This is a genomic window from Paenibacillus barcinonensis (assembly GCF_003217495.1).
GTDB classification, from domain to species: Bacteria; Bacillota; Bacilli; order Paenibacillales; family Paenibacillaceae; genus Paenibacillus; species Paenibacillus barcinonensis.
In genome coordinates, this window is the sequence record NZ_QJSW01000005.1 from 240403 (window position 1) to 253685 (window position 13283).

The window sequence follows — 13283 nt, forward strand, 5'->3', positions numbered from 1 at the left end:
TTTGAGCTGCTCTTAAACGATGAAAGACCAAAAACTATTTCGAAAAGAGGTTGTTAAGATGACCACGGCAAAAAAAGGATTCCCTGAAAACTTTCTGTGGGGCGGCGCTACAGCTGCAAACCAATTGGAGGGCGCATTCGATAAGGACGGTAAAGGTCTATCCACAGCGGACATGATCGCTCATGTGCCAAAAGAGAAGCGTACAGGTGGACATGCCATGGAAATTTCCTCTTCCCGAATCGAAGAGATTCTCTCTGGCAAAATCGAAGAACGTTTCCCAAAACGCTTTGGTATTGATTTCTATCATCGCTTCAAAGAAGATATTGCACTGTTTGCTGAGATGGGCTTCAAAGTCTTCCGTTTGTCCATTCACTGGGCTCGTATTTTCCCAAATGGCTACGATCAGGAGCCGAATGAAGCAGGTCTGAAATTCTATGATGAAGTATTTGATGAATTGCATAAATACGGCATTGAACCGCTCGTTACCCTGTCTCACTATGAGACTCCACTTGGTTTGACGCAAAAATATAACGGCTGGGCAAGTCGTGAAGTTATTGGACACTATGTGCGTTACGCAGAAACCGTATTTAAACGTTACAAAGATAAAGTGAAATACTGGCTGACATTCAATGAGATTAATGTGATGGTGTTCAGTCCGTACACTGGCGGCGGTATTCTGATTGATAAGGTGGACAATAAGCTGCAGACCACTTATCAAGCACTGCATCATCAATTCGTAGCAAGTGCTATGGTAACGAAGCTTGCACATGAGATTATCCCTGGCTCTCAAGTGGGCTGTATGCTTGCTCGTATGGAAACCTATCCGGCGACTTGTAACCCGGTTGATGTTCAACTGGCTCAGCATGAGAATCAGCTTAACCTCTTCTTCACGGACATGCATGCTCGTGGTAAATACCCGAACTACATGGCTCGTTATTTTGAGGAGAATAACATTGTTATTCAAAAAGAAGCAGGCGATGATGAAATTCTGCTTAATAACACCGTAGATTTCATTTCGTTCAGTTATTACATGTCCGTGACCAAATCGGCTTCTGCGGATGCAGCTGAAACTACAGGTAATCTGACGGGTGGTGTGAAAAACCCTTATCTGGAAGCTTCCGACTGGGGTTGGGAGATCGACCCGATTGGTCTGCGCGTGACACTGAACAGCTTCTGGGATCGTTATCAGAAGCCACTCTTTATCGTAGAGAATGGTCTGGGTGCGTATGACAAAGTGGAGGAGGATGGTTCAATCCATGACTCTTATCGCGTCGACTACCTCAAGAAACACATCGAACAGATGAAGGAAGCGATTAAGGATGGGGTTGAACTCATCGGCTTTACTGCATGGGGCCCAATTGACCTTGTAAGTATGTCTACATCCGAAATGTCCAAGCGTTATGGCTTTATCTACGTGGATCTGGATGATGAAGGCAACGGAACACTTGCACGCTCCAAAAAGGATTCATTTGAGTGGTACAAAAATGTCATTGCCAGCAACGGTGAGCAGTTGTAAATCATAAATCAAACGAAATAGAACGATTCTAGGATTGTTACCGCTAGGAGCGGGCAAAACCTGACTTGAAAGGCTCTGCTTCATACAAGCCTTCTGGTTGGCGCTTGTCCGCTCTTTCTATATCAAATAATTAGCCGATTTCATTGGCATGATAAAGATGGAATCAGCTATCAATGAGAGGAACGATGAATGTGACAACAGCATTTCCAAAAGACTTTCTATGGGGCGGGGCAGTAGCCGCCAATCAGCTTGAAGGAGCCTATGATACGGACGGCAAAGGGTTGTCTGTACAGGACGTTATGCCCCATGGCATTACAACACCGAGAACGGAAGGGCCAACGGAAGATAACCTGAAGCTGATCGGCATTGATTTCTATAATCGGTACAAAGAGGACGTTAAGTTATTTGCCGAGATGGGATTTAAGGTGTTCCGCACATCTATTGCATGGTCACGGATTTTCCCAAAAGGAGACGAGCTGGAGCCAAATGAGAAGGGGCTGCAGTTTTATGATGATCTCTTTGACGAGTGTCATAAATATGGCATTGAACCGCTTGTAACCATCTCACACTATGAAACTCCGTTGCATCTGTCCAAAACCTATGATGGCTGGGTTAATCGCAAAATGATTGAGTTTTACGAACGCTACGTTACGGTGCTGTTTAACCGATTCAAAGGCAAGGTGAAGTATTGGCTCACATTTAACGAGATCAACTCCATTCTGGAGGAGCCTTTCATGAGCGGGGGCATCTTTACGCCAAAAGAAAAACTGTCCAAGCAGGATCTGTATCAAGCGATCCATCATGAGCTGGTAGCCAGTGCTCTTGCCGTAAAATTGGGACATGAGATTATGCCTGAGGCCAAAATTGGCTGTATGGTGCTGAGCATGCCGACGTATCCGCTCACACCTAACCCGGATGATGTGGTTGCGGCGATGCATGCGGAGCAAAGAAACGATATTTTTGCCGATATTCATGCACGCGGATATTATCCAAAATACATCAATCGTTATTTCAAAGCCAACAATATTAACATCAAGTTTGAAGATGGAGACGAGGAGATTCTCAAACATACTGTTGATTTCATCTCTTTCAGTTATTATGTGAGCATCTGCGAGACAGGGGACCCGAAGAAACGTAAAGAAGGTAAAGGGAACCTGTTTGCAGGGGTGCCAAATCCACATTTGAAAGCAAGTGATTGGGGCTGGCAGATTGATCCGCAGGGTCTGCGTGTAACCCTTAATAAATACTGGGACCGTTATCAAAAACCATTGTTTATTGTCGAAAATGGACTGGGTGCCGTGGATGAACTGATCACGGATGAAAACGGCAATAAAACGGTACATGATGACTATCGCATTCAATACTTGAACGACCACCTGGTGCAAGTCGGGGAAGCTCTTGAGGATGGTGTTGACGTGATGGGCTACACATCCTGGGGCTGCATTGACTTGGTAAGTGCCTCAACCGCAGAGATGAAGAAACGTTATGGATTCATCTATGTAGACCGCAACAATGACGGTTCCGGCTCACTCGAGCGTTACAAGAAAAAATCGTTCCACTGGTACAAAGAAGTGATTAGTACAAATGGAGCAAGTCTTCAAAAGTAATCACGCACGGTTTTGAACCAGGTTGTAAGATAGCCTTTTGGTTTGTATTGACACACATTAACCGCTTTCAGAAAAACGTTGTCATTTGCAAGCTTGTATGGTAAGATAGACCTAAGGCTATTGAATACTGGATTGTTACTGTTCAATCAGGCAAAACCAGAGGGCAGGTATACTTTGTAACCTGTTTTCGGTTTTGCCTTTTACTACTTTGGCGGTGCAAGGTGATGTGGAGAAAATGAAAATTGAGAAGGTACTCAACAACAATGTGGTTACTGTAATTGACCTGGAAGGTAATGAACTGGTCGTTATGGGGCGCGGAATTGCCTTCAAAAAGCATACTGGTGAATTGATCGACGAAACTCTCGTCGAAAAAATATTTTCACTCGACAGCAAGGAAGTTTCCCAGAAATTGAAGACGCTTCTGTCCGATATTCCGGTTGAATATGTGGAGTGCTCGGATGAGATTATCCGTTACGCCGAGACGGTACTTGGTGAGAAGCTTCATGAAAGCATCTACATTTCACTGACCGATCATATTCATTTCGCCATTGATCGGCATCGTCAAGGATTACAGATTCGTAATGCACTGTTCTGGGAGATCAAGCGGATGTATCGCAAGGAATATGCGATTGGTCTGAAGGCATTGCAGATTATTGAAGAAACACTGGGAGTTCTGCTCCCTGAGGACGAATGCGCCTTCATCGCTATGCATCTGGTTAACGCCCAGATGAATGGTGAGATGCGGGAAACGATCAGCATTACAAATATCGTGAAGGATATTCTGAATATTGTTCGTCGCAGCTTTGTCATCGAACTGGATGAAGATTCACTGAGTTATTACCGATTCCTGACTCATCTGAAGTTTTTTGCTCAGCGTGTACTGCAAGGTATGGCGATTGAGGACAAGGAAGAGGACAACCCGCTTCATGATCTGGTGAGCAAGCAATATCCGGAAGCACATGCCTGTGCCGTCAAGATTAACGATTATACACGCAAAATATATCATCGGGTCTTGTCCAAGGAAGAAGTGCTTTATCTTACCATTCACATTGAACGTGTTGTACGAAATGAACAGCCAATTGAATAGAAATGGGATTGTTACTACACAAAAGGCAAAACCTAAACGTTGATTAATGATAAGCGATGAAGCTTGAATCATTATTCGGTGTTTAGGTTTTTTTTAACCTTTCAATACACATAAAAGGAGCAAAGCACAATGGATAAACAACAATTGTCCAAAGATATTTTGAAGCTTGTCGGTGGCGAGGAGAACATTGATCAAGTTACCCACTGTATGACAAGACTCAGATTTAACCTGAACGACAACAAAAAAGCGGACAAAGCAACACTTAAAAATACACCAGGTGTTATGGGCGTAATGGAGAATGGCGGCCAGTTCCAGGTGATTATTGGAAATGATGTACCGCAAGTTTATAGCGCATTGGTAGGCAATATGTCCAAATCTCCAAATGTGGATGCATCGTCAGGTGCCGGAAGCGTTGAGAAGCAAAAAAGAAATCCGATAAGTGCTCTGTTTGACTTTATCTCAGGAATCTTTACTCCAATCCTGCCAGCGATCACGGGTGCAGGTATGATCAAAGGGATTGTAGCCATTCTGGTCGCCCTGGGATGGTTATCAGATAAAAGCTCGACATACACTATTTTGTCTGCCATTGGTGATGGTGCATTCTACTTCCTGCCAATCATTCTGGCGATCAGTGCGGCACGTAAGCTAGGCAGCAATATGTTCATCGCGTCCGCACTCGCAGCGGGCATTATGCATCCATCAATTACGGCGCTGCTTGCTCAAGGAGACACCACGTTTATCGGGATTAAAGTTATTGCAGCAACCTATTCATCCACTGTAATTCCGATTATTCTCGCGGTCTGGATTGCGTCGTATGTAGAAAAAGCGATTGATCGCATTACACACGCTTCGCTGAAGCTGTTAGTTGTACCAACAGTTACATTGCTTATTATGGTTCCTGTTACATTGATGACAGTAGGTCCATTGGGTACGGTACTGGGTAACGGATTGTCCGGCGGAATCTCATGGTTGTTCGACAATATGTCGATCTTTGCTAGTATTCTCATTGGTGGTACGATGTCCCTGTTGATTATTACAGGTATGCACTATGCCCTGTTGCCAATCGTTGTTGGTTCGATGACAACACTGGGTTATGACTTCATCATTCCACTGATGTTTGCAGCGAACCTTGCACAAGGGGGCGCAGCATTTGGTGTAGGTCTGAGATCAAAAAACAGCAAAACGAAGTCCCTAGCTTATTCTACAGGACTTACAGCTGTCATGGGGATCACAGAGCCGGCAATGTACGGGATTAACATGAAGTTCAAAAAACCGTTTATTGCAGCTCTGATCGGTGGCGCGGTTGCGGGTGCATTTATGGGTATCTTCAATGTAAAATCGTACGTTATCACTGGTCTTGCAGGTCTGCCAAGCATTGCTGCGTTTATCAGTCCAGCGATCAGCACACTGCTGTATGCACTGGCGGGTGGTGCAATTGCAATCGCGGTTGCAGCTGTTCTGACGTATATCCTTGGATTCCAGGAAGAAGATTCCGCACCGGTAGCTGAGACTGCAGCACCTGTAGCAGAACCTGTCCGAGAAGCAGCTCCGGTTGTAACGGAAGCAACAAAAGTGCAGGATGAGCAAGTGTTCAGCCCCATCACGGGTGAAGTGAGACCATTGAGCGAGGTGCCAGACCCTGCGTTTTCCGAGGAAATTATGGGTCAAGGTTTTGCGATCAAACCGACAGAAGGCCGCGTCGTTTCTCCAATTAACGGTACGGTGTTCTCCTTGTCGAAGAGCGGACATGCTATCGGTCTGGTTAGTGATACCGGAGCCGAGATGCTGATTCATATCGGAATTGATACGGTGAAGCTGAAAGGTCAGTTCTTCTCACCAAAAGTTCAGGCAGGAGCCAAGGTTTCTGTAGGGGATGTTCTGATGGAGTTTGACCGGGAAGAGATCGAAAAAGCAGGTTACACCACGATTACTCCAGTCATTATTACGAATATGCATCAGTATGCATCCATCGAATCTGCGGGTCGTACAGCCGTGAAGGAACAAGAACTGTTGTTCACTGCCAAAGCTTAAAGCCCAATAGTATACTGAAAACGACAAAGCAGCTGTTTTCCCAGATGATATCCGGGAAGCAGCTGCTTTTTTGGAGTTCGGATGATTAGGTTTGAGGACACGCTCTAAATGAAGATATCTATATCTGGTTTATGTATAAGCATCTGTTATGGCTGGTAAGGGAGCATCTCTTACTTCACAACAATTCTACCCTGACCTGCCAGCATACGCATCTCTCTGGATAGGCGGTCCTGATTTTCCTTTTCAACCTCAAGCTGAACGCCATAGTGCCACACCGTGTTTTTTTCCAGTGCCCATCGAAGAGTGCCCTCAAAATATAATAAATCTTCAAACAGCTTGAGATTGATCGCGATGCGAATGTCGTTATTTTCTACAGGCAGGGACAGCGGAAAGGCTAGCTGACAGCCAGACCGGCTGATGTCGCACAATTCGGCCTGAATTGGCTTGGATGGGCCGTCAATGCCGTTAATGCTCAAAATGTAGATTTCGAAGGACATCGGTTCCCTCAGAGTATAACGAAAAGGTTCTTTCCTATTGTTAATTGGCATAGATTCCTCCATCACATTCCAAAAAATTGAGTTATCGTTATATCGACAGTTTCGAATGAGAAATGAAGAGTATGGCGGCATAGATGGTTCGCGAGTTGCATTTTACGGGTGTTGTCAGCTTGTTATAATGAAAGAAAGAGAGGATGGGTGATCATGCGAGGAACATTTCATATGGATACAGACACAGCGACGCTCTGCTGCTATGATCTGGCGGCCCTGGAGCATCGACTTGAGGATACATGCGACTGGTGGTCAATTCCGGAGGATGAACTGCAGGAGGTTAATGCAGGTCATTGTCTGTTTATGAATCTGGGTGACGATGGATTATATGAAGTGCAGTGGGGTGTGCAAGAAGCGCCGTTGATATCAGAGCAGGGGATGTGCTTTTATTTTCAGGCTCCTTCAGGCAATGTTTACTTGGGCTCGGCTGATGATGTAAGCGGCGGGGAGCTGGAGCCGGACGAGCTGTCTCAAGGCATCTTTTTGCAATTGAAACCAGGGAATTATGCCTGTGCTGTACTCAGAAAGGCAAACCAGATCACGGTTACTCTCTCGCCAAGTGTTCTGGGGCAGAACCTGCTGCACGATTTGATACGGATTTAGTGAGATTACTGATTACATAACAGGACTTGATCCACAGTTTGAGCTGGTAGCACAAGAAAAATTGCAACATTACGGATACGCGGTGCAGTGGGCCGGAGTGGAATCGTTTGAGAGGTGGGGGGATCTATGGGGTGGGAGTATGGAATCCGAACGCTGGCGTCGGTTGGGTTAACGGAAGTGATGCATCGGCTGGCAGCTTCACTTACGTACAGCAGCAGGTATAGTCTGGAACATCACCCCCGACGGTTTTGTTCTTCTGCGGCATGATGCATCCTGGCCGAGAGCTTTGGAAGTATGGCTGGAGGAAGCGAGCGACCTGGATGAAGTTGATGACGGAGAACACTACTTCTATTGCTTGTTTCATATCTGGGGTGAAGAAGGACGTGCTTGGATGAAGCAGCTGCAGGACGTGACGAGCCAGTACTCGGGTATGCTTGAATGGTTTGAGCTTTGATAACGTGAGTGAGTGAATAACACAGGAATGGAAGGGATTTTTTGTGGCGAGAACATCTAAAAGCAAAATCCCGGTACTTCTGTACCGATATGAAGGTCCGGCGCGGAATATCGGGTTTACCTTTTCCCCCTTATATTTGAATGAAGATACGTCCCAAGTTCGGCAGGAAGACATGCTGTTTATTTATGACGAGGATTTTGAGCATATTCGGCCAGCTATCAGTCATATTTTCCCGATAACGGACCCGTGGAGCGGAGAAACGGTGCAGGCGTTTGATCCGTGCTGGAACAATCCCATTGCGAAGGAAGCATGGCAGACGATAGTTGCGGACTTCAAGCAGGTGAACAGCGCTGATCCCGATTTGCAGATGTTTTTGGATAAACTTACGGTTTGGATTCGAAAGGTTTTGGACCATGCTGACGGCATTGAAGTGACAGGCAATCTGTAAGCAGTGGTACAGGGAAAGCCTGGTAAGGTCTACGAGAGTGCACAGGCTGCTGCGAAGGATCCATTTGAGATCATAATTAAATTAATACCAAAAGATGGGATGCGTTCACGAGTGAAGTGTGAATGGCTCTCATCTTTTTATTTTTCACTATATCTGACCTGCTGTTGCAAAAAAGATAAAATTATTGTCTTTTTGCAAGGATTGTATTGTCACAGTGCAGGTTACAAGCTATAATCGAGTTGTTTGAAGGGACAAATTACAAAGGATGGTGATATTTTGAAGAAATTTTCTTTGCTTTTGCTCGCCGTTACATTGCTGTTGTTGACCGTGTCCACGGCTCCTGCTACTTATGGTGCAGCCAGCTATCCGAACACAGGCACGAACGGTCTGACGGGTTTTGCAGGTAATGCCAAAAATGAGAATGGTGCATCCAAGTCGGCTACAACAGGCGGCCGTAATGGTCAAGTGGTGTATGTCAGTAATCTGAATGATCTAAGAACCCATATGGCGGGCTCCACGGCCAAGATTGTCGTTGTTGAACAAAATATTTCTTCCTCCAGCTTGCAAAAAGTTGAATTTGGTTCCAACAAAACCTTGGTAGGCTCTTTTGACAAACACACGTTAACGAACATTCACTTCAGATCCACTTCAGGATCGAGCAACGTTATATTTCAAAATCTGACGTTTAATCATTCAGCTAATATCAACGCGAACGATGACATCCAGATGTACATCACCTCTGGATCAAACTACTGGATTGACCATGTAACCTTCTCCGGCCACAGCTACAGCTCTGGCGGCAGTGATCTGGACAAGCTTTTGTATGTCGGTGACCGGGCAGATTATATTACGATCAGCAATTCCAAATTTGCCAATCATAAATACGGTATTATTTTGGGACACCCGAATGATGGCAACAGCAGTTACAACGGTGTGCCTCATGTGACGATGTCCAACAACTATTTCGAAAATCTGTATGTACGCGGTCCTGGCCTTATGCGTTATGGCTATTTCCATATCAAAAACAATTATGCTAACAACTTTAATCAAGCCATTACGATCGGTGAGAAGGCACGCATCTATTCGGAAAATAACTACTTTGGCGCAGGTGCCGAAAAAGGCGGCATTCTGGATGATAAGGGCAAGGGAGAGTTCACAGATACAGGCAGCACACCCGCTCTGAGCAGCAAAGTTTCCCCAAAAACCAATTGGAGACCAAGCTCCAACTACAGCTATCAGGTGGAGAGCGCCGCTTATGCACGTGAATTTGTTACAAAATATGCTGGATCATCGAATACAACATTGGTGTTTGGTAAATAACAGAGGATTCTGAAACGAGATTAGAAGGAAGAGCAGAGCTTGCATTGTGCGTTATTCAGCGCACGAGCAGGCTCTTTATTTTGCGTGTTATATGATATGTAACTATATTATTTTTCGGAGCATATTCATTTGTATAAATCGCTGCCGATATATATTTAAGTAGCGCTTCCAACTTGCCTGTGAAGTGCGCGTTCTACATTGGCTTAAATTACATAAAGGGCGGGATATACATGAATCGTAATGACGAAATAATATGGAAAAGAAACAAATTGATTACGATGATCTTATGGGCGATGTTAATTTTTGGATTAGTGTTAGCTCTCAATGATCCAAAGTTGTATGTTTCGACCGCGATTTCGTTTTTGTTTATTCTCTGGGTGACTTATGCTAATTCGAAAAAGAAGCATATCTATCAAATACCATGGATATTTACAGCGCTTTTATCGGGAGTTGGTATCTCCAGCACTTGGGGCGATATTGATCCGGTAAGCTCTTTTTTGGTTTTATTCCTACTGCTGCTGTATCCTGACAAACGTTTATATCTGAGTGGCTTTGTGGTTTCACTGGCAAACAGCATTTTGCAGCTTCTGATCGTTCCTGTATCAACTCAGGCGCAGATGATCACGAACATTACAAGTGTGGTGACTTTTGCATTGGGAGGGATTGTTTTAGTTGTTGTCTCTACATTGAATCAAAAGCTCTTTCAAGAGAGCGAGAAGAGATGGAACGAGGTAGAGGGTTCTCGAAATCGTGTAGAATCTATGTTGGAACGGGTGAAAAGTTCCGTAATAGGACTTTCGGGTTATACGGAGCAGCTCAAGCAAAAGGTGGATGCTACAGGTTCCATCACGAATGAGGTAACGCTTGGGTTCAGCGAGGTTGCCAAAGGAGTAGAGTTTCAGGCCACAAGTATTGCTGATATTTCAGAGTCGCTTTCTTTGTCTGACCGTCATATTCAAGATGTGGCCTCCTATTCCCAGCAGATGAAAGAACTTTCAGCAAGCATGGCCTCAAGTACACAAAGGGGCAGCAACCAAATGCATGAGTTGAATGAGCAAATGCAAGGATTGTATACAGCTATTCATACCACCGCTGATGATATGCAGAGGTTCAACGAACAGAGTGAATCCATGACAATGATGCTGAACAGCATCTCCGATATTGCAACGCAAACGAACCTGCTTGCGCTGAATGCGGCAATTGAGGCAGCGCGTGCAGGCGAGCATGGACGGGGATTCGCTGTGGTGTCAGAGGAAGTACGCAAGCTGGCTGAAAGCTCGGGTCATTCTGCCAGAGAGATTACAACGATTTTAACAGGGTTGAGAACACAAACACAGGCACTGACAAGCCGGTTTGAAGACATTCGCCAGTCCTTGCAGCAAGGAAGAGAAAGTGTACAGACAGCAGGTGAAGTGTTCCAATCTATTAATCATAGTTCGCAGGATGTACTAGGACAGGCGACGGAGATTGAGACAAGCTCGGCAACGATGAAGGCGTCCTCCACCCGAGTGGTGAATGAGGTATCTGAAATTTCGAGTGTAACACAGCAGTCCAGTGCGGCCACGGAAGAGATTCTGGCGAGCATGGAGGAACAACGTAATCTGACACAGAATATGGTGGAGAGCTTTGTTGAGCTGGAGAGGCTGATTGTGGATTTAAGTGCATTGGTATCAGATCACCAGGCCGACAGCGTAGTGGCGGTGAAGGAGACAAAGCTTCGTACAAACCCGGAAGCAGCCAAGGTCAGTCTGGAAGCCAAGACAGCTTAGTTTCAGGTTAGACCGCAGATGGAAAGGAAGCAATACACGAGCAGGTTTGATGGAATGGAGACAAGCTGAAAGGGAGTCCGCATGTGCGTAAGGATGTCGCATATGTGGGCTTTTTTTTCCTTTGCAAAAGCTGAATCCAGAAGACAAATGAGCTTCATTTGTCATAGAATTATATATTTTTATGTACATATTCATTTATATTTCAAAATGCCGATATACATAAAGTGACGGCTACTGCATGTTTATGAAGTGATTATGTACTAGCTTATGGCGCAGTGATTTCCGATCTGTGTACAAGCAGGACTATGGTCTTAGGAGAAACCTTCAGCAGCCCACAATTTCTAACCTACATAAAGGACGGGGTAAGCATGAATCGTATCGACGAAATTACGTGGCAAAGAAACAAGCTAGTGAGTTACATGATGTGGGCCATTACGGCCATCAGCGCGGGTATCACCATTATTGTCCCTGATCTGTGGCTGTCCACGCTACTCTCGATTGTGGTTACCTCGGTGGTTACTGTGTGCAATCTTATGAAAAAAGGCATTCACATCATTCCCTGGTTTGTAACCGCAGCGATTCTTGCAAGTGGTGTGTATGTCAGCATTGACGGAATGAATGCGTTGCAAGGCATTCTTGTTACTGCGCCGCTACTGTTATATCCAAACAGCAAATATTACAACATTGCATTTTCAGCGATGGTTGCTTTTTTCACGCTTCAACTGGTACTCGTATCTTCAGCTACCATTACTCAGCTCTTTGCTGATCTGATCAATTACAGTATGTACATCATAACCGGTATCATTATGATCACGGTGTCCCGAGTGAACAAAAAATTGTTTGAAGATAGCGAAACACGGCGTGAACAGGTAGAAGAATCTCGTACACGTGTAGAAGTGATGCTGGATCGGGTAAAGGCTGCTGTAGTTGGCCTGTCCCGATACACAGACCAATTGAAGCAAAAGGTGGATGCAACGGGAGCCATCACCAATGAGGTGACGGTAGGGTTTAGTGAGGTTGCCAGAGGTGTGGAATTTCAAGCGACAAGTATTGCTGAGATCTCGGAATCTCTCTCCTTGTCTGACAGCCATATCAAGGATGTGGCCTCCTATTCCTTACAGATGAAAGAGCTGTCTACAAGTATGGCCTCAAGCACACAGACTGGCAGTGAAAAGATGGAACAATTAAATATGCAGATGAGTGAATTGTATGAGACGATTAATACAACCGCCGATGATATGCAGAAGTTTAATGAACAGAGTGAATCCATGACGATGATGCTAAACAGCATCTCTGATATAGCGACACAAACGAACTTGCTTGCACTGAATGCGGCGATCGAAGCAGCGCGTGCAGGTGAGCATGGACGCGGATTCGCTGTCGTATCGGAGGAAGTACGCAAGCTGGCGGAGAGCTCTGGCCAGTCAGCTCATCAGATTACAACAATTCTCACAGGACTTGGTGCACAAACACAGGCATTGACGAGCCGATTTGAAGGCATTCGTGAGTTGTTACAGCGTGGAAGGGAAAGTGTACAGACCGCGGAGAATGTATTCCATTCGATTAATGATAACTCCCATGAGGTGCTCAGTCAGGCCACGGAGATTGAGACAAGCTCAGCCACGATGAAGACCTCTTCAACCCGAGTGGTGAACGAGGTATCCGAAATCTCCAGCGTGACACAGCAGTCCAGTGCAGCAACCGAAGAGATTCTGGCGAGTATGGAAGAGCAGCGCAACCTGACGCAAAATATGGTGGAAAGCTTTGGAGAGCTGGAGAAGCTCATCGTAAACCTGAATGAACTGATCTCGGACCAGCAGTCTTCTGATCCAGCTCAGTAATTTCATGCATCGTCACGTCCTGTATCCATCGGTACAGGAACAGATACGCTAGGGATACA

At 45.3% G+C, this 13283-nt stretch carries 11 protein-coding genes; 10 read left to right on the top strand and 1 reads right to left on the bottom strand.

Annotated features, from left to right (window positions below):
• The first annotated feature begins 58 nt into the window (after positions 1 to 58).
• From DFQ00_RS10395 to DFQ00_RS10410, 4 genes are all read left to right on the top strand, one after another.
• Positions 59 to 1516, top strand: a complete 1458-nt coding sequence (locus DFQ00_RS10395) for a glycoside hydrolase family 1 protein (RefSeq protein WP_110896408.1) — start codon at positions 59 to 61, stop codon at positions 1514 to 1516.
• 185 nt (positions 1517 to 1701) lie between these two features.
• The gene (locus tag DFQ00_RS10400; RefSeq protein WP_167433658.1) at positions 1702 to 3123 is read left to right on the top strand and encodes a glycoside hydrolase family 1 protein; all 1422 of its coding nucleotides are present in this window, start codon (positions 1702 to 1704) and stop codon (positions 3121 to 3123) included.
• 235 nt (positions 3124 to 3358) lie between these two features.
• Positions 3359 to 4210, top strand: coding sequence for a BglG family transcription antiterminator LicT (licT, locus tag DFQ00_RS10405; RefSeq protein ID WP_110896409.1), 852 nt, complete (start codon positions 3359 to 3361; stop codon positions 4208 to 4210).
• Between the two features lie 129 nt (positions 4211 to 4339).
• On the top strand, positions 4340 to 6241 hold the full coding sequence (locus DFQ00_RS10410; protein WP_110896410.1) for a beta-glucoside-specific PTS transporter subunit IIABC: 1902 nt from the start codon (positions 4340 to 4342) through the stop codon (positions 6239 to 6241).
• 170 nt (positions 6242 to 6411) lie between these two features.
• On the opposite strand, the gene DFQ00_RS10415 is transcribed toward DFQ00_RS10410, so the two are convergent.
• Positions 6412 to 6738 (bottom strand): PilZ domain-containing protein, encoded by a 327-nt coding sequence (locus DFQ00_RS10415; protein ID WP_244213769.1) that lies wholly within the window; start codon positions 6736 to 6738, stop codon positions 6412 to 6414.
• Between the two features lie 204 nt (positions 6739 to 6942).
• Here DFQ00_RS10415 and DFQ00_RS10420 point away from each other — a divergent pair, with 204 nt between their 5' ends.
• From DFQ00_RS10420 to DFQ00_RS10440, 6 genes are all read left to right on the top strand, one after another.
• Positions 6943 to 7392, top strand: coding sequence for a DUF6386 family protein (locus tag DFQ00_RS10420; RefSeq protein ID WP_110896412.1), 450 nt, complete (start codon positions 6943 to 6945; stop codon positions 7390 to 7392).
• Positions 7393 to 7678: 286 nt separating this feature from the next.
• Positions 7679 to 7846: a hypothetical protein gene (locus DFQ00_RS29130; RefSeq protein ID WP_167433659.1), complete on the top strand. Its 168-nt coding sequence runs from the start codon at positions 7679 to 7681 to the stop codon at positions 7844 to 7846.
• Between the two features lie 43 nt (positions 7847 to 7889).
• Positions 7890 to 8294 carry a hypothetical protein gene (locus DFQ00_RS10425; RefSeq protein WP_110896413.1) on the top strand — a complete coding sequence of 135 codons (405 nt, stop codon included), beginning with the start codon at positions 7890 to 7892 and terminating at the stop codon, positions 8292 to 8294.
• 276 nt (positions 8295 to 8570) lie between these two features.
• Entirely contained in the window at positions 8571 to 9614 is a 1044-nt protein-coding gene (locus DFQ00_RS10430) for a pectate lyase family protein (protein ID WP_110896414.1), read from the top strand.
• Positions 9615 to 9844: 230 nt separating this feature from the next.
• Positions 9845 to 11383 carry a methyl-accepting chemotaxis protein gene (locus tag DFQ00_RS10435; protein ID WP_110896415.1) on the top strand — a complete coding sequence of 513 codons (1539 nt, stop codon included), beginning with the start codon at positions 9845 to 9847 and terminating at the stop codon, positions 11381 to 11383.
• A gap of 368 nt (positions 11384 to 11751) precedes the next feature.
• Positions 11752 to 13224, top strand: a complete 1473-nt coding sequence (locus tag DFQ00_RS10440) for a methyl-accepting chemotaxis protein (RefSeq protein ID WP_167433660.1) — start codon at positions 11752 to 11754, stop codon at positions 13222 to 13224.
• The last annotated feature ends 59 nt before the right edge of the window (positions 13225 to 13283 follow it).